This is a genomic window from Paenibacillus sp. FSL R7-0273, from assembly GCF_000758625.1.
Lineage (GTDB): Bacteria > Bacillota > Bacilli > Paenibacillales > Paenibacillaceae > Paenibacillus_AQ.
This window is the reverse complement of the sequence record NZ_CP009283.1, coordinates 581164-606194: the sequence shown is the minus strand read 5'-3', so window position 1 is coordinate 606194 and position 25031 is coordinate 581164. Positions and strand designations below refer to the sequence as shown.

The 25031-nt window shown below is 54.6% G+C and carries 21 protein-coding genes and 3 pseudogenes; 7 read left to right on the top strand and 17 right to left on the bottom strand.

Annotation, left to right across the window (positions count from 1 at the left end; genetic code table 11):
• Positions 1–41: 41 nt before the first annotated feature.
• Complete coding sequence (gene bcp, locus R70723_RS02705; RefSeq protein ID WP_039869583.1) at positions 42–509, bottom strand: thioredoxin-dependent thiol peroxidase; 468 nt, start codon at positions 507–509, stop codon at positions 42–44.
• A gap of 126 nt (positions 510–635) precedes the next feature.
• Here bcp and R70723_RS02700 point away from each other — a divergent pair, with 126 nt between their 5' ends.
• The gene (locus R70723_RS02700) at positions 636–1682 is read left to right on the top strand and encodes an LCP family protein (RefSeq protein ID WP_047171005.1); all 1047 of its coding nucleotides are present in this window, start codon (positions 636–638) and stop codon (positions 1680–1682) included.
• A gap of 128 nt (positions 1683–1810) precedes the next feature.
• Complete coding sequence (locus R70723_RS02695) at positions 1811–3127, top strand: glutamate-1-semialdehyde 2,1-aminomutase (protein ID WP_039869582.1); 1317 nt, start codon at positions 1811–1813, stop codon at positions 3125–3127.
• Between the two features lie 61 nt (positions 3128–3188).
• Here the strand turns inward: R70723_RS02695 and def are convergent, their stop codons facing one another.
• From def to R70723_RS02655, 8 genes are all read right to left on the bottom strand, one after another.
• Positions 3189–3746 (bottom strand): peptide deformylase, encoded by a 558-nt coding sequence (def, locus tag R70723_RS02690; RefSeq protein WP_039878169.1) that lies wholly within the window; start codon positions 3744–3746, stop codon positions 3189–3191.
• A gap of 101 nt (positions 3747–3847) precedes the next feature.
• Entirely contained in the window at positions 3848–5143 is a 1296-nt protein-coding gene (locus R70723_RS02685; protein ID WP_231574814.1) for a stalk domain-containing protein, read from the bottom strand.
• 116 nt (positions 5144–5259) lie between these two features.
• Positions 5260–5556, bottom strand: a complete 297-nt coding sequence (locus R70723_RS02680) for a hypothetical protein (RefSeq protein ID WP_039869578.1) — start codon at positions 5554–5556, stop codon at positions 5260–5262.
• 15 nt (positions 5557–5571) lie between these two features.
• The gene (locus R70723_RS02675; protein ID WP_039869575.1) at positions 5572–6456 is read right to left on the bottom strand and encodes an inositol monophosphatase family protein; all 885 of its coding nucleotides are present in this window, start codon (positions 6454–6456) and stop codon (positions 5572–5574) included.
• Positions 6457–6574: 118 nt separating this feature from the next.
• Entirely contained in the window at positions 6575–7588 is a 1014-nt protein-coding gene (gene uvsE, locus R70723_RS02670; protein ID WP_039869573.1) for a UV DNA damage repair endonuclease UvsE, read from the bottom strand.
• Positions 7585–7902 (bottom strand): hypothetical protein, encoded by a 318-nt coding sequence (locus R70723_RS02665; RefSeq protein WP_039869572.1) that lies wholly within the window; start codon positions 7900–7902, stop codon positions 7585–7587. Before R70723_RS02665 ends, uvsE begins: the two co-directional genes overlap by 4 nt.
• A gap of 53 nt (positions 7903–7955) precedes the next feature.
• Complete coding sequence (locus R70723_RS02660; protein WP_039869570.1) at positions 7956–9050, bottom strand: D-alanine--D-alanine ligase; 1095 nt, start codon at positions 9048–9050, stop codon at positions 7956–7958.
• A gap of 19 nt (positions 9051–9069) precedes the next feature.
• Positions 9070–10098: an amidase domain-containing protein gene (locus tag R70723_RS02655; RefSeq protein ID WP_039869567.1), complete on the bottom strand. Its 1029-nt coding sequence runs from the start codon at positions 10096–10098 to the stop codon at positions 9070–9072.
• 333 nt (positions 10099–10431) lie between these two features.
• Here R70723_RS02655 and acnA point away from each other — a divergent pair, with 333 nt between their 5' ends.
• Complete coding sequence (gene acnA, locus R70723_RS02650; RefSeq protein WP_039869565.1) at positions 10432–13176, top strand: aconitate hydratase AcnA; 2745 nt, start codon at positions 10432–10434, stop codon at positions 13174–13176.
• A gap of 96 nt (positions 13177–13272) precedes the next feature.
• Here the strand turns inward: acnA and R70723_RS34350 are convergent.
• The 3 genes and pseudogenes from R70723_RS34350 to R70723_RS02640 form a co-directional block, all read right to left on the bottom strand.
• Positions 13273–13473, bottom strand: a pseudogene (locus R70723_RS34350) (response regulator transcription factor); the annotation flags it as partial.
• 1539 nt (positions 13474–15012) lie between these two features.
• A pseudogene (locus R70723_RS34345) lies at positions 15013–15459 on the bottom strand (PocR ligand-binding domain-containing protein); the annotation flags it as partial.
• Between the two features lie 290 nt (positions 15460–15749).
• The gene (locus tag R70723_RS02640) at positions 15750–16493 is read right to left on the bottom strand and encodes an IclR family transcriptional regulator (RefSeq protein ID WP_039869563.1); all 744 of its coding nucleotides are present in this window, start codon (positions 16491–16493) and stop codon (positions 15750–15752) included.
• Positions 16494–16719: 226 nt separating this feature from the next.
• On the opposite strand from R70723_RS02640, the gene R70723_RS02635 reads away from it, so the two are divergent.
• Together R70723_RS02635 and R70723_RS02630 are read left to right on the top strand one after the other, a co-directional pair.
• Complete coding sequence (locus R70723_RS02635) at positions 16720–17760, top strand: alpha/beta hydrolase (RefSeq protein WP_039869561.1); 1041 nt, start codon at positions 16720–16722, stop codon at positions 17758–17760.
• 133 nt (positions 17761–17893) lie between these two features.
• Positions 17894–19078, top strand: a complete 1185-nt coding sequence (locus tag R70723_RS02630; RefSeq protein ID WP_039869560.1) for a Fe-Mn family superoxide dismutase — start codon at positions 17894–17896, stop codon at positions 19076–19078.
• Between the two features lie 122 nt (positions 19079–19200).
• Here R70723_RS02630 and folE read toward each other — a convergent pair whose 3' ends face one another.
• From folE to R70723_RS02600, 5 genes and pseudogenes are all read right to left on the bottom strand, one after another.
• Positions 19201–19794, bottom strand: a complete 594-nt coding sequence (folE, locus tag R70723_RS02625; protein ID WP_039869558.1) for a GTP cyclohydrolase I FolE — start codon at positions 19792–19794, stop codon at positions 19201–19203.
• Between the two features lie 52 nt (positions 19795–19846).
• Positions 19847–20104, bottom strand: coding sequence for a YneF family protein (locus tag R70723_RS02620; protein ID WP_039869556.1), 258 nt, complete (start codon positions 20102–20104; stop codon positions 19847–19849).
• Positions 20105–20206: 102 nt separating this feature from the next.
• Positions 20207–21965: pseudogene (queG, locus tag R70723_RS02610) on the bottom strand (tRNA epoxyqueuosine(34) reductase QueG).
• 57 nt (positions 21966–22022) lie between these two features.
• Positions 22023–22640, bottom strand: a complete 618-nt coding sequence (lepB, locus tag R70723_RS02605) for a signal peptidase I (RefSeq protein ID WP_039869554.1) — start codon at positions 22638–22640, stop codon at positions 22023–22025.
• Positions 22641–22839: 199 nt separating this feature from the next.
• Entirely contained in the window at positions 22840–23259 is a 420-nt protein-coding gene (locus tag R70723_RS02600) for a GNAT family N-acetyltransferase (protein ID WP_039869552.1), read from the bottom strand.
• Between the two features lie 595 nt (positions 23260–23854).
• Here R70723_RS02600 and R70723_RS02590 point away from each other — a divergent pair.
• Positions 23855–24463 carry a superoxide dismutase gene (locus tag R70723_RS02590; RefSeq protein ID WP_039869549.1) on the top strand — a complete coding sequence of 203 codons (609 nt, stop codon included), beginning with the start codon at positions 23855–23857 and terminating at the stop codon, positions 24461–24463.
• 121 nt (positions 24464–24584) lie between these two features.
• Positions 24585–24821 (top strand): hypothetical protein, encoded by a 237-nt coding sequence (locus tag R70723_RS02585; protein ID WP_039869548.1) that lies wholly within the window; start codon positions 24585–24587, stop codon positions 24819–24821.
• Positions 24822–25031: the final 210 nt, after the last annotated feature.

Genomic DNA, 25031 nt, shown 5'->3' with positions numbered 1-25031 from the left:
AAATGTTACAGACAATTTCAAATCATTACCAGCATACTTATCTATTTCACCAGCTCTTCCAGTGTTGCTTCCACATGGCCTTTAACACGTACTTTCCGCCACTGCGCCGCCAGTTTCCCCTGTTCATCGATCAGGAAGGTCGAGCGTACAATCCCCATGAATTCCTTGCCGTACAGCTTTTTGAGCTGCCATACACCAAACATTTCGCATACCCTATGATCTTCGTCAGACAAAAGCGGAAACGGCAGGCTGTTCTTCTCAGTGAACTTGCCGTGTGAAGCCAGGCTGTCCATACTGATGCCCAGCACTGCCGCTCCCCGGGCGGAGATTTCATCATGGGCGTCACGGAATGCACAGGCTTCCTGTGTGCAGGCAGGCGTCATATTCTTCGGATAAAAATAGAGCAGCACCCTGCGCCCGCGGTAGTCGCTTAAGCTGATCTCCCCGCCAGTGGAGGCCGGAAGCGTAAAATCCGGGACTTCTTGCCCAATTTCGATGGTTTTCGTCATATGTGTATCACTCCTAATTAGTTACTTTCGGATTATTCTAAAGATTTTGGTGAAATATTCCGAAATTGCTTGTATTCCTAAAAGAAATTATAATGTAGAGAATGTGAATGCGAAAGGAAGAACGAAATGCCTCCAAGAAAGAACCGGCACGCAAAAGCCGGCAAGTCAAACAAGAAGACGCTGCTCTGGACTTTGGCTATTATATTTCTCCTGATTGCCGGCGGCGCCACTTACTACTTCACCAGCCTGTACACACAGCTGGACAACCTGCATAAGACCGGAGAGGATTCACCGTTTGCAGCCGTTCCTACACCTTCAGCTGAAGTCGTGCAGCCTCCTGAATGGGAAGGCACCGAGCCTGTTAACATCCTGCTTATGGGCGTCGATGCGCGCGGTGTGAAGAAAGGCGAAGTTCCCCGCTCGGATACGATGCTGGTTGCGTCCCTTGATCCGCTCAAGAAGAAGTTCTACGTATTCTCCATCCTTCGCGATACTTATGTGGACATTCCCGGGTACGATAAGGAACGCATTAACACAGCTATTACTCATGGTCCCGAGGTAGCAATGCAGACTGTAAGCGACTTGCTCGGTATTCCGGTTCAATATTATGTCTATACCGATTTCCAGGGCTTCATAGCACTGGTAGATGCGGTTGGAGGTGTTGATTATGAGGTCGAGAAGGACATGGTCTACAAGACTATAGCCGACGGACCCGAATACGACATCGATCTTAAAAAAGGCTTCCAGCATCTTGACGGCAGCATGGCGCTGCAGTACGTGCGCTTCCGTCACGACGCCACCTCCGATTTCACCCGGACAGAACGCCAGCGGGGCTTCCTGAAGGCCGTGGCGGATAAGGTGATCAGCACAACTTCGATTATCAAGCTGCCTTCCATTCTGGGCCAGGTAACTCCGTTTATTGATACCAACCTGGATATGAATGATATGTGGAAGCTCGGCACTGTCGGCTATGACAGCTCTATGGGCGGCAGCGTACAGATTCCGCCTATGGAGCTGCTGACAGAAGAAACGACCAGCGGCGGCGCTTCCGTAATTGGTTTCAAGAGCTCCGAGGAGCTGCAGCAGTTCGTGCAGGACACGCTGACCGGCCCAGAGCCGACAGCCACGCCGGAGGCCTCTCCGGAGAGCAGCCCGTCTGCAGCAGCAAATTAATTCACCACTCGGCCAATGGACGGGCGGACAGCGGTATTTCCCCGTTGTTCGCCCGTTCCCTTGCCCGGGGCTACATATGGCACTCCAAATAGCTTAAAATTCTCTATCAGTACGAAAGGATGATTAGAATGAACCGCAGTAATTCAGAGCAATTATATGAGGAAGCCCTTCAGCATATTGTCGGCGGAGTCAACAGCCCGTCCCGTTCCTTCAAGGCCGTCGGGGGAGGCGCTCCGGTATTCATGGAACGCGCTCAGGGCTCACGCTTCTGGGATGAGGACGGCAACGAATATATTGATTACCTCGCCGCCTATGGTCCGATCATTACCGGTCATGCCCATCCGCATATTACCGCAGCGATTACGGAAGCCGCGCAGAACGGTATTCTGTACGGAACGCCAACCAAGCTTGAGATCAAGCTCGCCAAGATGCTTAAGGAGGCCATCCCTTCGATGGATAAGGTCCGCTTCGTCAACTCCGGTACCGAGGCCGTAATGACCACCATCCGCGTGGCCCGCGCCTACACAAAGCGCAGCAAAATCGTAAAATTTGCCGGGTGCTATCACGGCCACTCCGACCTTGTGCTGGTTGCCGCCGGCTCCGGCCCTTCCACACTGGGCATACCGGACAGCGCAGGTGTTCCGGCCAGCATTGCCCAGGAAGTTATCACCGTTCCCTTCAATGACCTGGACGGGCTGCGTGAAGCGCTGGAGAAGTGGGGAGAAGATGTGGCAGCAGTAATGGTAGAGCCGATTGTCGGTAATTTCGGAATGGTTATGCCGGAGCCCGGCTTCTTGGAAGGGCTGTGCAAGCTGGCGCATGATAACGGCTCACTTGTCATCTATGACGAGGTTATTACCGCGTTCCGTTTCCACTACGGCTCCACCCAGACCTATGCCGGACTGGATAATCATGAGGATATTACTCCCGATTTGACCGCCCTGGGCAAAATCATCGGCGGCGGGCTGCCGATCGGCGCATACGGCGGCCGCAAGCATGTCATGGAGCAGGTAGCTCCGCTCGGACCGGCTTATCAGGCCGGAACGATGGCCGGCAACCCGGCTTCCATCTCGGCGGGAATCGCCTGTCTGGAGGTGCTTGGGGCTGAAGGCGTCTATGATGAAATGGAGCGCCTGGCCATCCGACTGACAGAAGGGCTGCTGGCCTCCGCCGGCCGGCACGGCATTCCGCTGACGATCAACCGCATCCGCGGCGCGTTCTCAACGCATTTCTGCGAGCATCCGATTACCAACTACGATGAGGCGCAGGATACGGACAGTGAGCTGTTCGCCAGCTTTTTCCGTCATATGCTGAGCCGCGGCATCAATCTTGCCCCGTCCAAATACGAGGCCTGGTTCCTGACCACAGCCCACACGGATGCTGACATCGATGCAACGCTGGAGGCGGCTGAGGCCTCCTTCCAGGCTATGGCGGCAGAGAAGTAAATCTGCGCTTTCAGCAAATAATGAACAAAAACCCCCGCTGCCGGTGGCAGCGGGGGTTTCCTTATTTCAGGTCATACAGGCTGCGGATTTCCACATCCTGCGGCAGCTTGAACGGATTCTCCTGATTGATCCGGTCATAGAACATAACACCGTCAAGGTGATCCATTTCATGCTGGATAATGATCGCCTGGTATCCTTTAAATTTTACGGTAACCGGCTTACCCTCCAGATCAAACCCCTTCACCTTCACTGTCTCATAACGGGGCACAAAGCCGTGCACCGGTCTGTCTACAGACAGGCAGCCTTCACTTTCAGGCAGGTATACCATGGAGACCGAATGGCTGATAATCCGCGGATTGATCCAGGCATGCTCGACGATTTTTCCTTTTTCATCCTTCGAGTACATCACGAACATCCGCTGCGGCAGGCCGATCTGGTTCGCGGACAGCCCTACGCCGGAACGCAGCTTGTATTTGGCGGACAGCTCCGGGTCCTGGCTGTTCTTAAGGAACTGCAGCATGCAGTTCAGCGCTTCACGATCCTGTGCTTCAAGCGGAAGCTTCACAGGCTCGGCAACCTGGCGGAGCACAGGATCGCCTTCCCTGATAATATCATCCATGGTTATGATATAGTCTGCCTTGAATTTTGTACTAGACAACGAGATTCATCCACCTTTGCTCTTTAAGCTGATTTGGCCGTTATTCGGTCAGGCAATACCTGTTATGGATTAATAAATGCAGTCCGCAGCTTGCTGCTGTAATTCACATCAAAGCCAAGTCCGGTAGCGAGCGCAGCGAGCGGCAGATAGGTTTTGTCCTCTTTGCCCACCTTTTGCAGAAATGCCGGGGTATCAATGGCCTGGTTCACCCCGTTAACCTTGATAAATTTGGAGCCGATCGTAATCACCACGGTTCGCCCGCCGTAAATGATGGTTGCGCTGGACGTTTTGTTGTCCCATTTACCGGTGGCGCCTACTGCATTCAGAATATCCTTCAGGGCCAGAAAATTCTGCCCGTTCTTCAGAATCGGCTTATTCGGGGTATTTAGCTCAACCCCTTTAACAACAATCGACATCGGAGCTGCTGCAGCCCCGGCGCCCGTCATTGCTACAGCTGATGGTGTACGGTACTCCCCCCACTCCAGCTCGGCAAACACCCGGGCAATCTTCTCATAGCCCAATTGGGTTGGGTGGAAATCAGGGTCGCCCGAACCAATAATATGGGTCAGCGATCCCTCTACTCCGGCGAACCTTGCAGCAACATGGGCAGTTAATACCGGTGCTGCCGCTGTATTCAGGCTGGCTGTAACGGTGTCCACAACTGCTGTAAACCGTTCTGCAGCGCTCATCAGAGCAGCATAGTTAGTCCCTAAGGCAATCTTGGGAGCCGGCTGGTACTGATCAGCCAGCAGTATGGTTGCAGCAGGATTGACAGCCCGGATGTTCTCCAGGGCGGCCTTTACATTGGTACCATAAGCCGCAAGGCGCTGTTCCAGCTGTGCTTCAAAATCAGCAGGAGCGATTTCCTTCACATTCAGGAAAAGGCTGCTGACATCATTGCCGCCGATCGTAATGGTAATCAGGTCAGCATCCGCAAGCTCAGTGTGGATAGCCGGCGCAAGTGCAGCGAACTGGCTGATCCGCGGATCCGGCAGCCCTGCCTGTATACCGTCAGGCGTAGTTACAGTGCCGGCCTTAATGGCTCCTGTATAATTAAGTAGTCCCGCCGAGGTTAATCCGAGGATTCCGTAATTGTTCAGAGCACTTCTTCCATGATACCAGCCCTGCTCCAGCAGCCGCTCTGCGTATCCGTATGGCTTTGTATTCGGGTCCGTCATCCCCGGCTCATATCCGGCAGTGACGGAATCCCCGAGTGCCACGATGCGAAAGACATCCTGCCCTGTTCCCGGTCCTGCAGCTGCCTCAGCGGCATCAGCCTGTTTCGTTCCCGGGCCAAGCAGCAGCGTGAACAGAAGCATGCCGCTTGTTCCGGCGGCCCATAGTTTTCTCCATGCCATCAGCATCGTCCTCCTCCTACATTATTATAATTCCATTCTATCATCTGGCCCGCCCGCAGCAAAGGAGCGGCTTCCCGTTAATTGAGAAACCGCTCCTTTGCTGAGAATCCGTTCTATTATGGTCCGCTTCTCGGCCCGCCTGCCGGGCTATCGCCTTTATCCGGCTGCAGCTGATCGCCGAAGCCGGCCCGTTTCAGATATTTATCATACCGGTCATCCAGCTCACTCGCGATTTTGCGGTATCGCAGGGTTTCTTCTACAATCGGATCATGCGTGGTCTGGATCCGGATTTCATATTTGGGTGAAATCTGGCGGACCTCCTTGGCTGTACGGTCACCCTGCTCCATTTCGCCTTCCTGGAGCATTTCACTCAGCATCTCACTCAGCTTACGCTCCAAATCATGATCTTCCATGCCGTACCTGCCTCCTTAAAGCTTAAATCCCGTTGCTTCCGCTGCCGAAAGCGATGAAACCAGGAAATCATGGATCTTGCCGTTGCTTGCCACGATATGCCGGGTCCCGATATCGTAAGGATTGCCGAGGGTGTCGGTTACCTTGCCGCCGGACTCAAGCACCAGCAGCACACCCGCCGCACAGTCCCACGGGCTTAGACCGACCTCCCAGTAGCCGTCAACCCGGCCTGCCGCAACATAGGCCAGATGCAGTGCAGCCGAGCCTCCGGCGCGGACGCCGCGAATCTGCGGCAGAATATGCTGCAGGCCGGCCATATTCACCGGCTGGGCAAAGGTCCGGTCCGGCGGGAATCCCATGGCTATAAGGCTGCAGCCGGGATCTGTCTCCTTGGATACTGCGGTTGGAATCCCGTGCATATAGGCGCCTTTTCCCTTCTCAGCCACGAACATCTCGTCACGGACCGGATCATATATGACACCGACTGCAAGCTCACCGTTGATGGCAAGAGCAATGGACACACAGTAAAAAGGAAACCCGTGCACATAATTGGTTGTCCCGTCTATCGGATCAACAATCCATAAATACTCTTGCTTGATACCTTCCTCCAGGGCAGCTGTAACGGCATCCGCTCCAGGGGTAACCCCCTCTTCTCCAAGGATGGCATGGTCGGGATAATGGGTCAGGATCAGCCGCCGGATCATCTGCTCCACACCTTTATCAACTTCAGTTACCAGATCCTGCGCCGACGTCTTGCTGCCCAGCTCCTTCACCTGTCCCTGTCTGCTCTTGATCCATTCCCCCGCTTTGGCCGCAGCGTTGATTGCCGCCGCCGTATAGCCCTTGCTGGTCACCACATAGGGCTCCCGTTCATTCCGCTTGTCAGAATTCAAAGGATTCATCTCTTCACTCCGCTTTCTTGAACTTGATCGCTCTCCCGTGAAACACTGCCGGTTAAGCAGGCACACTCCTGCTGCTTAAGTTGCATTCAACGTACCCTATTTCATAACACTTATCAAGTCAAACCTGCGGCTCGACATTGATACTGGCCCCGTTAAGGATGGTAATTCCGTTGTCGGCCTCCGCCAGCTCCTTCATGGCATCCATCAGGCTGAACAGTGCCCCGTCCTTGAGCTTCGCCTCGATCATTACATCTACAGCAGGCGTATCGGCAGCAATCCGCTTCAGAAAAGCAAGCAGCGGCGCCGGCTCCACCCCGTCTGCGTGGCTGCGCGGATCAGACGGGCTGCGCGGGCTGGAGACATGGATTTTGGGCGGCAGCACCTCACCGGGTGCAACATCGGTCAGTGCCAGCCTGCTTTTCCACGTATCCAGAATATCCGGCCACAGCTCCCACGGGAGCTCGCCTTCGTTGTTCACCCACTGGTGATGAATATCCAGCACCATCGGCAGGCCCAGGCTGCGGCACACCGCAAGCGTCTCCGCGGCATTGAACGTCTTGTCGTCATTCTCCAGCGTTATCCGCTCCTGCAGCCTCGCCGGCAGCCCGGCAAAATGCGACTTGAAGCGTTCCGCCGCAGTAGGCTTGTCCCCGTAGGCTCCGCCGATATGGATGTTATTCTTCGCAGCCGCCGTAAGCCCCAGGGCATCCAGCATGTCCGTATGATACTGCAGATCACGGATGGAGCTGGCCAGCACCTCCGGGCGGGGCGTGCTCAGCACCGTGAAATGATCCGGATGAAAGGAGACCCGGAGTCCGTGCTTTTTAATATATTCCCCGACTTCGGCAAACTCCCCGGCGAGCGCTGCAAAAGGGTTCCAGTCCTGCAAGTCGGGATGGGTCGAGAGCGGAATCAGCTTTGAGGTCAGCCGGTAGACCTTAATATCCGAGCCGACATTATGCTTAAGAAGACGCAGCGTGTTGTGCAGATTCATCCTGGCAATCTGCTCCAGCCGCCGCAGCCCTGCCTCGCGGTCGCCCAGCTTATTAAAGCTGGCCATGGTCATGGTCTTGGAGGGCGAGCAGTCTTTGATGACGGTTGACATGGCCACATAACCGAAGCGGACAATCATTTTTCTTCCCCGAAGAACATCTCATAGGCCAGTGCAGTCTGCACCCGCGACTCTTCCTCATTCAGCCTGCGCACCAGATCCATCTCCACCGCAGTAACCTCATTGCCCTGAAAATTAATCTCGGCGATGGAGGCTGAAATCTTTACAATCGCCACTGCCACGTTCTCCGGTGTATATGCAATAACCTTCTGGCCGGTCGGGTAGACGCGGAAGCCCTGCTTAACCATCTTGGTGCGTCCGTACTCCAGCAGTTCGTATAGCTCCTGCTCGTTCTTGAACTTGCAGACTGAATTGAATTCCGATAGAAATCCCATTGCTTACGATTCTCCTTCCCGGCCGGATCTGATCCGCCGTCACGCTTTAGATTTTATGATTCGTTGTCGTACTTGAGGCTCTGTCTGAACTGGTAGCGCTCCAGCGCCAGCTCAACCATACGGTCCAGCAGCGACTGATAAGAGACGCCTGTCTCACGCCATAGCAGCGGATACATGCTGAAGGGCGTAAAGCCCGGCATCGTATTCACTTCATTAATCAGAATCTTGTTGTCAGACCTGCGCAGGAAAAAGTCCGCACGCGTGATGCCGCTGCCTTCAATCGCCCGGAAGGCCTGGAGCGCCGCCTCGCGCAGACGGTCAGCCACCTCCGGGTCAAGCGGAGCGGGAATCAGCATCTGCGACTTGCCGTCGATGTACTTGGCTGCATAGTCATAATATTCACCGGAAGAGACGATTTCACCCGGAACCGATGCCTCGGGCTCTTCATTACCCAGTACGGCTACCTCCACCTCACGGGCATCCACGAACTCTTCAATAATCACCTTTGTATCATACCGGAGAGCGAACTCTACAGCCTTGATCAGGCTCTCCTTATCCGATGCTTTGGAGATGCCGACGCTTGATCCAAGATTGGCCGGCTTGACGAATACCGGGTAGCCCAGCTTATCCTCCACACCGACGATCAGCTCGTGGCTCTTGCGCTTCCAGGCTGCGGCGCTGAAATAGCAATACTCGCACTGCTCAAGCCCCGCTTCACCGAACAGCTTCTTCATTACAACCTTATCCATACCTGCGGCAGATGCCAGAACGCCCGCGCCGATATAAGGGATGTTAGCCATTTCGAACAGGCCCTGGATGGTGCCGTCTTCACCGTTCGTACCGTGGAGCAGCGGGAACATCACATCGACAATAGGACCTTCCCCGCTCAGCCCGCTGAATACGGTATTCAGCGCCATCCCCATATCGCCCGCCGGACCCTCCAGCTTAAGCTGCTCGATTCTGCTGTACGGGGCGCCGAGGGTCTCTCCGACCTTCCACAGTCCCTGTTTGGAAATATAAAAAGGAATAATCTCATATTTATCGTAGTCAAAAGCGTTCATGACCGCAAATGCCGTCTGCAGCGAAACCTCATGCTCACCGGATTTGCCCCCGTACACCAGTCCTACGGTACATTTCGTGTTCCCCATGCCCTAACCTCTTTCTGAATTATAAGTAGTCATTAATATGAAAAAAACGGTAGGCCGTTCTGTCGGTCCATGCATAGGAATCCCGATAATCCCAATAGCGGTGTCTGCTTGATACCGTCCTTGCGTTCACAAGCGGCATTCCATCCGCATCAAAGGCGGTGACAATGGTGCTGTGCTGAAAATGGCCGTTGCCGTCCCAGTCGTACAGGATGACATCCCCCAGGCTGAGCTGGTCCGGACGCTCCACCGCTTCGGCACGGAGTCCGCTGCTGCGCTGGCTGCTCAGATACCGCTCCAGGCTGTTCGACACAGCCCAGCTGAAGCTCCACCATTCCTGGGCCCCGTTATAGCCTTTGTACCACCAGCCCGTTTCTCTTTTACCAGTATAGTTGATAGGCGCTCCCCCTGCAAAGAGACATTGGGAGACGTAATTGGTGCAGTCAACGTCAAAAACCTCAAACTCCGGATTGCCGTCCTTCCACCACCGGTCAGCATAGGCAGCCGCCTCTTCGCGACGGTACCGCACCTCTCTCGAGCCGGCGGTTCCGCGCAGAATCCTGCGGTTCAGCAGCGGCTGTGACGGCTGCGGGGCCGGCAGCACCTCGCCCCATTTGGACAGCCGCAGCGCCGGCTCCGCCTCCCCCGTACGGCGCTGGGAGCTTCGCTCAGGCACACTGCGTTCAATATTTACGATTTCCCAGCCGGTCCCCGCCTGCACAAAGGTCAGCCGCTCGGATTCGATTTTATCCTCACGGTGCGTGATTCCGCCCTTTTCATAATAGAGTGCACTGTGCAGGGCCACATCTGCTACAATTTCACCCGGATTCTGCCGCACCGTCCGCAGCGTCCGGACACCGGTCTCGCCGCGCAGCGGGGTAATGCTGCGGCGTTCATACCATTGTGCAAGCCGGCGTGAACGCTCCCCCTGCAATTTGTGGAACCGGAGATCCTTTACGGTACCCTGGCCCTGTGCATATGCGGGAGCGACCCGGCCTTTATTCAGTAGATCAACATAAGCATACAGACTTTTTTTCCACGCCTGCTCCATCTCATAACCGCCTTTCCCTGTTTGGCTGCTGTCCTATATATATGTGCGGAAAGGTGATGCTATACAGGCGGAAACAGGCATATGACGGGTAAAATAGCACGGGGCAGGCCGGCTTCTGCTTCTGGTATTCCAGCCGGTTGCCGGCACTCCGGCAGACTCCTCTCATTGTGTGCAAATTCACATGCTGCAGGCCGGATAAATGAACCGTCCTGCAGGGAAAACTGGGCGAATTAAGCAGCAAAAAAAACTTTACTCTCATCTATGTAACCGTTATACTTTATTTATACGCAATATGAAATGGAGTTTCATCAGATGAAACAAGGAGGCGCATATATGCCAAGCAAGGACCATTTTTCACTGTCCAAGAGCCTGGAATCAGGCGGCAAATTCTACCGCTACTATGATCTGAATTCCCTAGAACAACAGGGCGTGGGCGACATATCCTCACTTCCCTTTTCCATTAAAGTGCTGCTGGAGGCTGCTGTCCGGCAGTATGACGGACGGGCAATTACCGAAGAGCATGTGAAGCAGCTGGCCGGCTGGGCCGGCGGCATTGACCGCAACAAGGAAATCCCGTTTATTCCGGCGCGCATCGTGCTGCAGGATTTCACCGGTGTCCCGGTGGTAGTCGATCTGGCGGCCATGCGCGATACCGTTAAGAAGGCCGGCGGAGATCCGAAGAAGATTAATCCGCTTGTTCCTGTAGATCTTGTTATTGACCATTCCGTCATGGTTGATGCATTCGGTACGGCCGATGCACTCGAATACAATATGAATGTAGAGTTTGAACGCAACGAGGAGCGCTACCGCTTCCTGCGCTGGGCACAGACTGCATTCAACAATTTCCGCGCCGTTCCTCCGGCAACGGGAATCGTCCACCAGGTCAACCTGGAGTACCTGGCTTCTGTCGCGGCCACTAAGACTGTTGATGGTGAAACTGTGGTTTATCCGGATTCCCTTGTCGGTACAGACTCCCACACCACCATGATCAACGGCCTTGGCGTTGTCGGCTGGGGTGTCGGCGGGATTGAGGCTGAAGCGGGGATGCTGGGGCAGCCGCTTTATTTTGTCACACCTGAGGTTGTAGGCTTCAAGCTTACCGGCAGCCTGATGGAAGGGGCTACGGCAACCGATTTGGCCCTGACTGTTACCCAGATGCTGCGTAAGAAGGGCGTAGTCGGCAAGTTCGTCGAATTCTACGGCCCGGGTCTGGCCAATATCAGTCTGGCTGACCGCGCTACAGTTGCTAACATGGCTCCTGAATACGGGGCAACCATCGGCTTCTTCCCTGTAGACGAAGAAACGCTGGCTTACCTGCGCAGCACCGGTCGTCCGGATGAGCTGGTTGAGCTGGTCGGTGATTACTATAAGGCACAGGGCATGTTCCGTACTGCAGATACACCTGATCCGCAGTTCAGCGACGTCATCGAGCTTGATCTGGCCTCGGTTGTTCCGAGCCTTGCCGGACCTAAGCGTCCGCAGGACCGTGTTGAGCTGTCGCATATGAAGGAGAATTTCGAAGGTATTATCCGCACACCGGTCGACAAAGGCGGCTATAGCCTGAGCGACGAGAAGATTGCAGAGGTTGTGGAGGTTCAGCATAAGAACGGCAGCACGAGCAAGATGGGCACCGGAGCCGTTGTTATTGCCGCCATCACCAGCTGTACGAACACCTCCAACCCAAGCGTTATGCTTGGTGCGGGACTGCTCGCCAAGAAGGCTGTTGAACGCGGTCTGACTAAACCGGGTTATGTAAAAAGCAGCTTGACTCCGGGTTCCCTTGTCGTTACCGAATACCTGGAGAAGGCGGATCTGCTGAAGCCGCTGGAAGCCCTGGGCTTCTATCTGGCCGGCTACGGCTGTGCGACCTGTATCGGCAACTCCGGCCCGCTGCCGGATGAGGTCAGCCAGGCCATCTCTGACAATGATATGACGGTAGCCGCTGTAATATCCGGCAACCGTAACTTTGAAGGCCGTGTGCATGCCCAGGTCAAAGCCAACTACCTGGCTTCACCGCCGCTTGTTGTGGCTTACGCTCTGGCCGGTACGGTTAACATCGACCTGCAGACTGAGCCGCTCGGCTACGATCCGCAGGGAGAGCCTGTCTTCCTGAAGGACATCTGGCCAACCTCCGCGGAGATCCGCGAAGCAATCGGCCTGTCGCTCAGTCCGGAAATGTTCCGCCGTAAATATGAGAATGTGTTCACTGCCAATGAGCGCTGGAACGCTATCCCAGTACCGGAAGGCGAGCTGTATGAGTGGGATGACAATTCCACCTACATCCAGAACCCGCCGTTCTTCGAGAATCTGGCAGACGGCATCGGCGACATCAAGGATGTTACCAATGCACGCGTGCTGGCACTGCTGGGCGATTCCGTTACAACGGACCACATCTCACCGGCAGGTAATATCTCCACATCCGGACCTGCCGGGGAATACCTGCGCAGCCACGGCGTGGAACGCGCTGACTTCAACTCCTACGGCTCACGCCGCGGGAATCATGAAGTGATGATGCGCGGTACATTCGCCAACATCCGTATCCGTAACGCGGTTGCTCCGGGAACAGAGGGCGGTGTGACCACCTTCCTGCCAAGTGAGGAGGTCATGTCCATCTATGATGCCTCCATGCTGTACCAGTCGGCCGGCCAGAATCTGGTCGTTATTGCCGGCAAGGAATACGGCACGGGCAGCTCGCGTGACTGGGCAGCCAAGGGCACGCTGCTGCTGGGAGTCAAGGCGGTTATCGCCGAGAGCTTCGAGCGGATTCACCGCAGTAACCTGGTCGGCATGGGCGTACTCCCGCTGCAGTTCCAGGAAGGCCACGGCTGGAGCAGCATGGGCCTGACCGGACGCGAGACCTTCAACATTACCGGTCTCGACAACTATGTGCTCCCGGGCCAGGAGCTTACCGTTACAGCTACCCGTGAAGACGGCACGCAGTTTGAATTCCCGGTAATTGCCCGTCTGGACAGCACAGTGGATATTGACTACTACCGCAATGGCGGTATTCTACAGACGGTGCTCCGCCAGATGCTGGCTGACGCTACTGCTTCAGAAACAGCGCTGCCTGTAGAATAATTCGTCTTGAATCCGGCCTGCCGGCCGGACCCAAATAAAAACAGCCCCCGCTGCTTCCAGAAGAAGCAGCGGGGGCTGTTTTATTTATCGGACCTGTCAAATCTCAATCCGCTCCGAATGAAGAATCCGCTTATATATAAGGGCAATAATCTGCGAGCGGTCGGTCACATTCATTTTGCTGAAAATACGGCTTAGATGGTTTTTGACAGTATGCTCGCTGATAAACAGGGCACCGGCAATTTCTTTATTTGTCTTGCCCTGTACAATCAGCTCAAGCACCTCTTCCTCGCGCCGCGAAATGCCCCATTCCTCTTTGGGCAGGGTCAGTGCGGCACTGTCCAGCAGCCTCGCTCCCGTAATTACCCGTTTCTTGGGGCGTAAATCCGTACGGCTCTGCAGGAACTGCTGAAAGGATGACTGCAGCTTGTCTTCAACAGCAGCAGCGCCTACATCAGGCTCCATTAAGAACCTGGCCGGATCAATCCATTTCTGCTGCTGGCCGGCAGGCTGATTGCGGTCCGCCTGTCCGCCCGTATGCTGCAGAACAAGCACAAGCAGCTTCGCTGGCCCCGGCAGCTCCGGCTTATCAAGCGCTAGCCGCTGTGACCGCAGCTGGTCCGCTGCCTCCAGCAGCTCAAGCTCCCTGTCAAAGAATCCATACTCAGCCAAAAGATCACTGCGGAACGGGGCAAGCAGACAGGCCCGCCGCAGCAAACCAGCCTCAGCCTCCGTGTGCTCCAGATAGCGGGCGAAGCCGCTTGCCAGCTCTGAGGCATCAAGGGAACAATAATAGAGCTGCGGACTATTTATTTGAAGAAATTCGCGGAAGTTAGTCAATAACACCTCTGACTGTCTGGAGTATCTGCTGTCTTTCTCGATCAGGCAGATGGACGCACCGGCCATTTCCGCAATCGTTTCCAGCAGGGTTAACCACTGCTCAGCTTCTCCCCGCTGCCTGAATCCCACCGCGAGCACACCCTTGAATCCATTTCCCGACAATAATGGACATTCTAGCAGCACCTGCCCGGCACCGTCCTCGTGTATTATAGCGGATGACAGAAAGGACTGGGGTGAATAACGGGCCTGCAGCTCCCTGACATAATAATCCTCCGGCTCAGCTGCCCAGCCTCTCGCGCAGTATGTATGGGCGGAATGCTCCCCGTTCTGAAAATGCACCAGTACCGAAGAAGGCGAAAGAGGCAGCCCTGTCACCACATCAAGCAGCACTGTCCCCAGCTCCCGGAGCGATCCGGCACGCTGAAGCTCCAATGCCGCTTCCTTGAGGCGCAGCGCGCCTTCCGCGCCAAGCTGTGCCCGGTGCAGCAGCTGCTCCCCCCGCCGGGATATGCCCAGCAGTGAGGCAATCATCTGCTCCTGCCGCTCTCCGCCTTCCCGCCGGCTTCCGGCCGCACCGGCTGCAAGCAGCAGAGCACGCTGTTCATTGCCGGTCTGAACCGGATAGCAGGATAAATAATCCGGAGGCTCCATGCCCAGTCCGGTAAAAAACAGGGTTCCCGGATCCTTGGATATCTCCCGCCAGTGCCGGGGCTCTTTGCCGAGAATAGCCTGGCCCATAAACCCTTCGCCCTGCCGGAAAACCGCATTCAGCAGCAGCTGCCCCTCTTTGCCTGCAGCGTGGTCAATTCTAAATATTCCTTTATCCGTCTCACGGGCAAAGGCATACAGGCCGTCTCCCGTTGCGGCAAGCAGCCGCAGCACAGCATCAATGTCCAGGAAATCCGTCTCCAGCTGCTCCAGGAGAGAGCTGATGAGCCGGTTATCCTGTTCCTTCTGCGGCTTCATCACCCATCCGGCCAGCAGCCTGCACATAATACGCGCAAGCGTGGTAAAGCTCTTCCTGATTTCAGCGATCCGCTCCCGGGAGAGTTCCGGAGTGGCACGCAGACCGGATATCAGCCGGCTGTAGGCAGGATGCTCCTGCATCCGTGCTTCAAACATGTCCAGCACCTGAGCTTTGGTTCCCTGCTCCATATAGAGCCCTGACCATAAATAGTAGACTTGGCCATAGCCTGCATCCAGCGGAGTAAGAACATACTTTAGTCCGGGAACCCACTCCATGACGGCAGAATCATCTAACTCCTCCAGCCGGTGCAGCAGCTGGTCAAAGCCGCGGGATGCGCTCTGCAGGAATTCCAGCAGCTCCTTGGAGAAGCTGGCCGGAGTTGTGGGGGAGGTAATCATTTTTCCCTCCCGGTCCGTAAGCACGATAGCCTGATCCGCAGCTGCACTGAACGTATCCTGCAGCTGCTGAATCTCTTCCATCAATGTGTCTGGCACTGCCGCAATCATAGAATCACCCCTTGCCCGGATTTAACAATGAACTTATATATGCGCAAATTTCCACTTCCTACTTTTCTATATATAGCTTTTTATCATAGTTCATTTTGGGCGCAGATACAATTTTTCAGTTAGTATAAAAAAACGCCAGCCCACTAAACCGATGGATATCATTTCCTTTTTCCATATCACTCCGGTTTTGACTGACGTTTACTTTTATATACCCTATTTAACCGCTTCCATAACGATTATAAGGGCAGTTTGCGCATTTCACCTCAGCCGATCATCAGACCCATTTCCGCAGCATTTTCCGCAAGAATGACAGCATATTGCTGCAGGGTCTCCTGTGACAGCCGGCTGACGGGCCCTGAAAGAGACAGCGCCGCTACCACCTTGCCGCTGCGTCCGACAATCGGCACCGCTACTGCAGCCGCGCCGGATTCCCGCTCCTCAAAGCTGGTTGCGTAGCCCCGGCGTGTAATCTCTCTCAGCTGCTCCAGATAAAGACTGCGGTCCACACTCTCCGGCCAGGAGGGGTCGGCCAGCAGGCGCACCTGAACCTCAGACGGCGCATAGGCAGCCAGTACCTTGCTGGAGGCACCGACGGACAACGGCAGCCGGGCGCCAATCTGCGCCACACGGCGGATTGCCTGATGACTCTGTACAGCCTGGATGCGCACACGCTCCAGATCATCACGCAGATACAGGCTGACTGTCTCTCCAAGCCGGTCGCGCAGCCGCTCCATTGCCGGAAGCAGCAGCACCGCCGGTTCATCAAGCGTCGGCAGATGGGTGGACAGCTCCCAGACCCGGATGCCAAGCCGGTATTTATCCGTCGCTTCATTGCGCAGCAGGAATCCTTTTTCCTCAAGTGTTGTCAGCAGACGGTGTACTGTACTTTTGTGCAGATTGATCCTTCCGGCAATCTCCGTAAGGCTTAGATCACTATCACGGGTAAAGCACAGCAATATATCGAGCGCCCTTTCCACAGCGCGGACAGTCAGTTTACGGTCCTCCACGTTATTCTCCCCTTACCTGTTTCATTAAATGAAACCCGGTTACATTATTCTACATAGTCAATTCTATCTTAGAGCAAAAGTCCAGGGAAAGTCCAGCATAATAAAGGGGCCGGAAAAGCCTGGGGCCCACTTTACATTTACATTACAAAAGCGGCGAATTCATTGACTTTGCAGGGTCTGCAACCTACGATTAAACATATGAATTATTTTTTTAGGAGTGGACAATATGGATCTGGCAACTCTCCGTACCGGCCCGCCGGTCTCACACAAGCCTGATAAGCACAAGCCGGATGCAGCACATCAGATTTCACTGCGGATGATCCGTTTTAAGCATATTGTTGTAGCATTGCTGCTATCGGTCTTTTTCTTCTTTGTTTTCTGTTTCATTGCACTGCATGCCTATATCGCCTGGGTGCTGTCCAATCCGACGGTAGCCCCGCTCTATTCTACGCCTATGATTGCCAAGGGGCTGGAATATGAGGATGTAAACTTCCCGGCGCTTGACGGCAGCCGCACGATGCAGGGCTGGTATATCCCGTCTGAAGGCTCAACCAAGACCATCGTGTTCAGCCACGGCTACGGGGCGAACCGCGAAGAGACCTGGGTGCCCATGTATGATCTGGCCCATTATGCGCATAGCCTGAACTTTAATGTCGTCATGTTCGATTACGGCTTCGCCGCGCAGGTTAACAAGGACATTGCTACCGGCGGCAAAAAGGAATCCCAGCAGCTGCTCGGCGCTATTAATTTTGCCAAGGAGCGGGGGGCCCGTGAGATTGTCGTATGGGGCTTCTCTATGGGTGCGGGCACTGCGCTTCAGGCCGGGCTTGTAACAGAGGACGTTGATGCCATGATTCTGGACAGCACGTTCCTGCTGGAGCCGGATACCCTTTATCATAATATCAAGCAGAATATTGATCTGCCGCGCCAGCCCTCCCTGGAAATTATGGAGCTTCTGTTCCCTGTGCTGAACGGAACGGGACTGAATCAGATTCCTTACAGCCAAGTTAAAAAGGAGGATTATTCCTTCCCGATCCTGTTCATGCACGGCACTAAGGATGACAAGGCGCCTTATCCGATTGCCGAGGAGCTGGCGGCCAACCAGAGCAATCCTTATTCCGGCTCCTGGATTATTGAGGACAGCCACCATGAGCTGCTGTTCCGCGAGCATCCCCGCGAATATCTGCGCCGTGTCTCTGCTTTTCTCGGCAATGTACAGCTCGCTGATTCGCAGGAGGAAGGCGGAATCCGGGCTGCAAGCAAATGAATAATCAGCATTAAGAGGAAACGTGCAGAGCCGGTATTCTACCGGCCTGCACGTTTTTTGTTCCTTCTCATATTCTCAATTCCCGGCTCATATAATGAACCGTTATTGAGCTAAGACAGGAGGTCTGCGAGCAATGCTGTATGTATACGGGCCGCTGCTGCCTGCGCGTATTCTTGAGGAGATTATATTCTGGAAAACCCAGGAGAAGGAGCATACCGAGGTTATCAAAGGGATTGTTCCTGCACTGGAGGAGCCCTACGTTAAGCTGCTGGACGAGTGGGCTGTCGTCTTCGGCGCCGCAGAGCAGGCTGCACGAAGGCTGCTGGAGGTCTCTCTGGGTCCACCCCCGGGCGGACACACCGGGCTTGCCGGCGATACCGGACAGCTTGTTCACACCGCCTGCGGCCAGTCCCGCGAATTCATCCGCCAGCTCTACGCTCTGCGGGAAGCCAGCCCTGCGGTTAAAGCCCAGCCCCTGGCCGGCATAGTTATCCTGCATATTATCCGGGAGTCTGAGTATTTTCTGGCTGTTCTAGGGTCGCTGAGCGCTCCGGGCCAAATTTCCGGAATGATGAGGGAAGCGGCTATTGACCACCCCGAGCTGCTGGAGCCTGCCAGCAGGGCTGAAGCCAGGGGAGCCCTTGAGCCTCCCGCCTTCGGAACTTCCTTGCCGGAGCTGCGTGAGCCGGGCTCGGTCCCGATCGGCGGCCATACCCTTCCCCCGCTTCCCTACCCCTATAATGCGCTGGAGCCTTACATTGACGAAAAGACGATGGTCATTCACCATGACAAACACCACCAGAGCTATGTAGACGGACTGAACAAGGCTGAGCTCAAGCTGGCTGAGGCCCGCAAGAGCGGCGATTTCGATCTGGTTAAGCACTGGGAGCGGGAGCTTGCCTTTAACGGGGCAGGCCATTACCTGCATACGATCTTCTGGAATGTCATGTCTCCACAGGGCGGGGGACGCCCGACGGGGGCCTTGCTGGATGCCATCGAACGCAGCTTCGGCAGCTACGATGCCTTCAAGAACCAGTTTACTGAGGCAGCCAATAAGGTGGAGGGCGGCGGCTGGGCCCTGCTGGTCTGGAGCCCGCGCAGCCGCAGGCTGGAAATCCTGACTGCCGAGAAGCATCAGAATCTGTCACAGTGGGATGTTGTCCCGCTGCTGGCGCTTGACGTCTGGGAGCATGCCTATTATCTTAAACACCAGAATAACCGGGCCGATTACATTAAAGACTGGTGGAAGGTTGTCAACTGGCCGTATGTCTCCGAGCGTTACGCCGCCGCCCGTAAGCTGATGTGGCAGCCTTATTAAGCTGCATGCACCGCAAATAGGCTTAAGCTGCCGGCTAGGCCAAGCAAAAACAAGCCCGTTCAACACCGGAGTGCTGAACGGGCTTGTTCTATGTCCGGAGCGGACCTGCAGCCTGCTCCATTCTATTCTTTGATCAAGGCCAGGAATTCTGCACGCGCTGCAGCATCTTCACGGAAGCTGCCTCTGGTCGCCATGGTCACCGTCTTGCTGCCGGGCTTCTTCACCCCGCGGGCGCACATGCACAGATGTTCTCCCTCTACCACAACCATCACGCCGTGCGGACTCAGCACCTCTGCCATAATGTCGGCAATTTGCGCTGTGATACGCTCCTGTACCTGCAGGCGCCGGCTCACCGCTTCCACCAGCCTGGCCAGCTTGCTAAGCCCGGCAATCCGGCCGCTTGGCACGTAGCCGATATGCACCTTGCCGAAGAAAGGGGCCATGTGATGCTCACACTGGCTGTAATAGACGATATCCTTTACAATAACCAGCTCTTCATGAGACTCATCAAATGTAACGCCGAGCGCCTCGCGGGGATCTATTGAATAACCGCCAAAGATCTCCTCGTACATCCGCGTGACACGTGCCGGCGTTTCCAGCAATCCTTCACGGCCGGTGTCTTCACCGATTAACTCCAATATTTTCGCAACGTGGTACTCGATCTGCTCACGGTTCACAGATACCTTACCGTTCACATATTCCTTGATGCCCCCCATGAAGCCTCCCCCTTTCGTCCCCGTATCTATAATTATTTATAACGAGAACCTATTATCTGCCCTTGCGGCCCGGTTTCTGTCTGGCTGCCGGAGCAGGCCGTCCCGGCTGTCCGCCGTTATTCTTCAGCATCTGCTGGGCACGCTGCATTTGTTTGCCGTTAAGGTTATAGCCCATTTGCTTAGCCACTTTCTGAAGCATTTCCGGATCATTCTGCATCGTTGTCATTTGTCTGCGCAGATAGAATACACCAATGGCAAATCCGCCGATCAGACCTACAACAAGCGTAATAATAGGCAACGCAATATCCATCTTTAATCCACCTTTATACTCAATTGTCCGCATTACCCGCTTGGGCACGCGATTCTATCATAGCATTTCAACATCAGCACAGCAATTGGTAAATCCCTTTAATTAAAAGAGATAAATACCGGCTCCATCACGGGCTGACTCCCCTGCCTCCAGCTCCAGCAGGCGGCGCTTGATCCCCAGCCCTCCGGCATAGCCGACGAGCGCACCAGCCGCTCCAATGACACGGTGACAGGGGACAATCACAGGAACCGGATTACGGTTATTGGCACCGCCGACTGCACGGACCGCCTTTACGTTCCCTACTGCCTGCGCGATATCCTTATAGGATGCAGACTCGCCGTAAGGAATACTGCGCAGCGCTGCCCATACCTGCAGCTGAAACGGGGTCCCGCGCATATCCAGCGGCAGAGAGAAGTCCCTGCGGTGTCCTTCAAAATACTCAGTAAGCTGTTGCCTCACCCCGGCAAGCTGCTCCTCACCCGGCAACAGCTCCACGCTGCCAAGCTGTGCAGCAAGCCACTGCTCTGCCTGCCCGCGCTTCTCTTCGAACGCGCCGAATTCGATCAGGCACAGCCCCCGTTCTGTTGCATACAGAGTCAGAGGGCCGATCAGCGATTCCATCCCGCTGTAATATACCGCCGCTGCAGTTCCTGCAGCTATACCGGGCTTATTCATTGCCTGTCTCCCCCTGCTTCTGCAGCCTGTCCAGCGCCCGGCCCAGCATCTCCCGCACCACACTGTCCTCTTCCCGCTCAAGCGCCTGCTCTACAGCCGCCAGCGCCTCAGCGCCGCCGATTTTGCCCAGGGCCCAGGCTGCCGTGCCGCGCATCTCCGGACGGGATTCACGCAGCACAATGTCTGTCAGCTTCGGTACAGCAGTTGTCTCCTTAAAATTCCCGAGGGCAATAACCGCGTTGCGCTGGATCGGCTTCTTGCCCCGCCAGGCTGCCGAGCTCAGGCCGAACTTCTCCTTGAACTCCCGGTTGCTCAGATCAAGAATCGGCATCAGCAGCGGCTTGACCACCTCAGGATCAGGCTGTAGCTCGGGACGGTGGTTCCAGTTCTTGCCCCGGTTCTTGGGACAGACAATCTGGCAGGTATCACAGCCGTACAGGCGGTTCCCGATCTTGGTCATATATTCCTCACTCAAAAAGCCCTTCGTCTGCGTAAGGAAAGAGATACACGCCTGCGCATTGAGCTGTCCCGGTCCCACAAGCGCCCCGGTAGGACAGGCATCAATACACTTAGTGCAGTCTCCGCAGCCGTCCTCTACAGGCTTATCGGGAGGAAACGGAATGTTCGTAATCATCTCTCCAAGATAAATCCATGAGCCCCATTCCGGGGAGATAATGGCACAGTTTTTTCCGCTGAAGCCGATTCCGGCCCGCTCCGCTACCGCACGGTCAACCAGTACACCGGTATCAACCATGCTCTCAAGCAATGCATCAGGCACGCGTTCACGGATAAAAGCTTCAAGCTTGGCCAGTGCTTCGCGGAGGACCATATGATAGTCCCTTCCCCAGGAGGCGCGGGCAAGTATGCCCCTACGCTCCCCCGGCTCTGACTTTGGCGGATTCTCCATTTTGGAAGGATAAGCTACCGCTATGGCAATGATGGACATAGCCGTACCATCCTTCAGGGCCGGTACCGTCCGCTTATCCAGATCCTGCTCCTCAAAGCCGGACTCATAGCCCTTATCCCGGTGATCCTGAAGAATATTCTTCAAATATAAAAAGGGCTCAGCCGTAGTGAACCCGACATCATCAATTCCTAGCTGCGGGGCAGCCGCTTTAATCTCAGTCTTCAGCTGCTCCCACCTGGAAGCCGGCGGGGCATATGCTGTACGGGCTTTGCTGTTCATTTCCGCCTTCTCCTTCTGCTCATTATTCATAATAGTCATCAATGCCGGATCCGCCGCTTACAGAGCGTTAAGCTTGGATAGCGGCCACCAGATATACATGGCCTTTCCGACAATAAAGGACTGAGGCACGGCCCCGAAATAGCGGCTGTCCTTGCTGGCTCCGGCATGACGGTTATCCCCCATCAAAAAGTAAGTACCGGCTTCAACCGTTAACGCCTGAAAATCCGAATCCTGAATAGCTGTATCCACATAAGGCTCATCAGCCGGGACGCCGTTGACGTACAGCTGATGCTCCTTCACTTCTATAATATCACCCGGGATGCCGATCACCCGTTTAACCAGATATTCCTTGCGGTCCGGGCCCAGACTCGGGTCATGCAGCACTACAATATCCCCCCGCCCGGGGTCGGCAAAGCTTAAGGTTATTTTGTTAATAATCAGCTTCTCGCCCTCATAGAGCGTAGGCTGCATGGACTGCCCGATTACGGTTGAAACATTGAACACAAACAGATTAAGCAGCGACATGATTACAAAAACGATTGCAGCAGTGAACAGCCAGTCCCGCAGCTCGCGCACCCAGCCCCGGCCCTGCCCTCTTCTGGTACCGTTATGGGTGACTGAACGGTATCTTTGCTTGCGGCTGCGCATAAATTCCTTATCCAATTCCCCGTTCATATGCCACCCTCTCGCCCTTATAATGAATAAGTGCCGCCGCCAGTGCTTCAGCCCATAACAATAGAAAAGCATATCTCCCGGCCATTTGCAACGGACAATGGGGAGATATGCTTTAGTATAAGGGAACGGACTATGCAAATCGTCATAGTTCTCTATTCTAGTAAATGTTTCCGCTTACGTTATGCCGGATGAACAGGCCTTAACCGACAATGCTAAGCTTGCGTACGGATTTGAAAATCTGGTTCTCGTTATAGCCCATAGCTTCATACAGCGGCAAAGCAAACGAGTTGTGCTCGTCAACGGCTACGTAAATACCGCTAACCTTACGTGCCGTAAATCTGTTCTCCATCGCCGATACCAGGCTTCTGCCGATTCCTCTGCGGCGGTATTCGGGATGAATGGCAATACGGAAATAACAGCCGTGATTCTTCTCAATCGTACCGATCAGTGCACCAACAATCTCACCATCTTCTTCAGCAACTACAATGAGATCGGAATCCCAGGAAAGCTGCCTGGAGAAGGGCTCCATCGTGCTCTCAAAACATTCTTCCGACAATGCGGTCTGCAGCAATTCAGTCACAGAGGTAACGTCACTTAATTGAAAGGAACGAACGTGCATTCTTTAAATCTCCCTTTTCTATGGCTTGGATTTTACAAAAAGAAGGAGTTCCCGCAACAGTAGACAAAGAAAAAAAGCATGGAAAAACGAATGGATACTATCTCGAAGAAGTCGCCGGATCCATCATGACATTGGAAGCTTTTCTCGTGGTCAAAGATGTATTAACCGGATGTAAACGGCAGATCACATCTTCAATGTTCAAAAACCGAGGAATACCTGCTTTTAACTCTATTAAAGCACACTTTTCTGGCGATATCACCATTTTTCTTTAGAAAGCGCTTTATATCAAACGCTTTCATTGAACAACTTTACACTTTTACATGTTTAAGGTAATTTAGTGCGTATAAAGTTTCTTTTCCGGGAGATTCTAATCTTTTAACATAGCCTTAACATATCCGGTGAGGTAGTCCCGCCCCGCACTTTTTAAACATTTATGTTTGTTTAATGTTGCATTCTTGTTCCAGATACGGTTTAATAATAGTATCTTATTGGTTACATACCCTATAGGGCACATTGGAAATAAGGGGTTTTGACGTCAAGACCGCCAAAATTCTTTATCTATACAAATTCTCATAAACTCAGGAGGGATTTTTCCATGGCATTTCAATTACCGGCACTTCCTTACCCGAACAACGCACTCGAACCGCACATCGACGCTTTGACGATGGAAATTCACCATGACAGACACCACAACACTTATGTGACGAACCTGAACGCTGCTCTGGAAAAGGCGCCTGAACTGCAGGACAAGAGCATCGAAGAGCTGCTCACTGACCTGAACGCAGTACCTGAAGCAATCCGCACTGCTGTACGTAACAACGGCGGCGGACATGCCAACCACACGCTGTTCTGGGAAGTTATCGGACCAAACGGCGGCGGCGCTCCGGCTGGTGCACTTGCTGCAGCAATCGACAGCGAGCTCGGCGGCTTCGACAAATTCAAGGAAGATTTTGCTGCGGCGGCAACTACCCGTTTCGGCAGCGGCTGGGCTTGGCTCGTTGTTAAAGACGGTAAGCTGGCTGTTACAAGCACACCTAACCAGGACAACCCGATCAGCGAGGGTGCTACACCTATCCTCGGCCTGGATGTATGGGAGCATGCTTACTACCTGAACTACCAGAACAAACGCCCTGATTACATCAAAGCGTTCTGGAACGTAGTCAACTGGGAAGAAGTCGGCAAACGCTACGAAAGCGCAAAATAATACTCCTGCCGCCTAAGCGGCCAGAGTGAACATAACGGATACTGCCCCCCGGGCGGTATCCGTTTTTGTATGCCGGAGACTGGGCGGGAGGGCTGGTTGGGGACTGGACGAGGACTGGTTGGTGGATGGTTGGGGGCTGGACGGCAGTTGGACAGGGGCCGGACGGGGGGAGGACGGGAGCGGGACGAGAGCCGGACGGGAGCTGGGCGGGGGCCGGACGGGAGCCGGACGGGAGCGGGACGAGAGCCGGACGAGAGCCGGACGGGAGCGGGGCGAGAGCCGGACGGGAGCCGGACGGGAGCGGGACATGAGCTGGGCGGGGGCGGGACGGGAGCGGGTTGCGTACGCCTTGCTTTAAGTGTAGATTGTGCAACTAAAACTCCCGTTTTTAGCCGCAGCTGTCAGTTAGCTGCACTCTGTGCAATTAAAAAACGGGTATTGCTGATTCTCAGCTGTTTCAGCCTGATTTAGTTGAACAAACTGCAGCTATACGGTTCAAAGACTGAGATACGCTGGTTTTAAGTGTAAAGAGTGCAGCTAAATTGATTAGCTAGTTAAGTAGTGCAGT

What these genes read in the sequence shown, in the direction of transcription:
- bcp (WP_039869583.1), bottom strand. Translation starts at nt 509, where the DNA reads ATGACGAAAACCATCGAAATTGGGCAAGAAGTCCCGGATTTTACGCTT.
- R70723_RS02700 (WP_047171005.1), top strand. Translation starts at nt 636, where the DNA reads ATGCCTCCAAGAAAGAACCGGCACGCAAAAGCCGGCAAGTCAAACAAG.
- R70723_RS02695 (WP_039869582.1), top strand. Translation starts at nt 1,811, where the DNA reads ATGAACCGCAGTAATTCAGAGCAATTATATGAGGAAGCCCTTCAGCAT.
- def (WP_039878169.1), bottom strand. Translation starts at nt 3,746, where the DNA reads ATGGATGATATTATCAGGGAAGGCGATCCTGTGCTCCGCCAGGTTGCC.
- R70723_RS02685 (WP_231574814.1), bottom strand. Translation starts at nt 5,143, where the DNA reads ATGGCATGGAGAAAACTATGGGCCGCCGGAACAAGCGGCATGCTTCTG.
- R70723_RS02680 (WP_039869578.1), bottom strand. Translation starts at nt 5,556, where the DNA reads ATGGAAGATCATGATTTGGAGCGTAAGCTGAGTGAGATGCTGAGTGAA.
- R70723_RS02675 (WP_039869575.1), bottom strand. Translation starts at nt 6,456, where the DNA reads ATGAATCCTTTGAATTCTGACAAGCGGAATGAACGGGAGCCCTATGTG.
- uvsE (WP_039869573.1), bottom strand. Translation starts at nt 7,588, where the DNA reads ATGATTGTCCGCTTCGGTTATGTGGCCATGTCAACCGTCATCAAAGAC.
- R70723_RS02665 (WP_039869572.1), bottom strand. Translation starts at nt 7,902, where the DNA reads ATGGGATTTCTATCGGAATTCAATTCAGTCTGCAAGTTCAAGAACGAG.
- R70723_RS02660 (WP_039869570.1), bottom strand. Translation starts at nt 9,050, where the DNA reads ATGGGGAACACGAAATGTACCGTAGGACTGGTGTACGGGGGCAAATCC.
- R70723_RS02655 (WP_039869567.1), bottom strand. Translation starts at nt 10,098, where the DNA reads ATGGAGCAGGCGTGGAAAAAAAGTCTGTATGCTTATGTTGATCTACTG.
- acnA (WP_039869565.1), top strand. Translation starts at nt 10,432, where the DNA reads ATGCCAAGCAAGGACCATTTTTCACTGTCCAAGAGCCTGGAATCAGGC.
- R70723_RS02635 (WP_039869561.1), top strand. Translation starts at nt 16,720, where the DNA reads ATGGATCTGGCAACTCTCCGTACCGGCCCGCCGGTCTCACACAAGCCT.
- R70723_RS02630 (WP_039869560.1), top strand. Translation starts at nt 17,894, where the DNA reads ATGCTGTATGTATACGGGCCGCTGCTGCCTGCGCGTATTCTTGAGGAG.
- folE (WP_039869558.1), bottom strand. Translation starts at nt 19,794, where the DNA reads ATGGGGGGCATCAAGGAATATGTGAACGGTAAGGTATCTGTGAACCGT.
- R70723_RS02620 (WP_039869556.1), bottom strand. Translation starts at nt 20,104, where the DNA reads ATGGATATTGCGTTGCCTATTATTACGCTTGTTGTAGGTCTGATCGGC.
- lepB (WP_039869554.1), bottom strand. Translation starts at nt 22,640, where the DNA reads ATGAACGGGGAATTGGATAAGGAATTTATGCGCAGCCGCAAGCAAAGA.
- R70723_RS02600 (WP_039869552.1), bottom strand. Translation starts at nt 23,259, where the DNA reads ATGCACGTTCGTTCCTTTCAATTAAGTGACGTTACCTCTGTGACTGAA.
- R70723_RS02590 (WP_039869549.1), top strand. Translation starts at nt 23,855, where the DNA reads ATGGCATTTCAATTACCGGCACTTCCTTACCCGAACAACGCACTCGAA.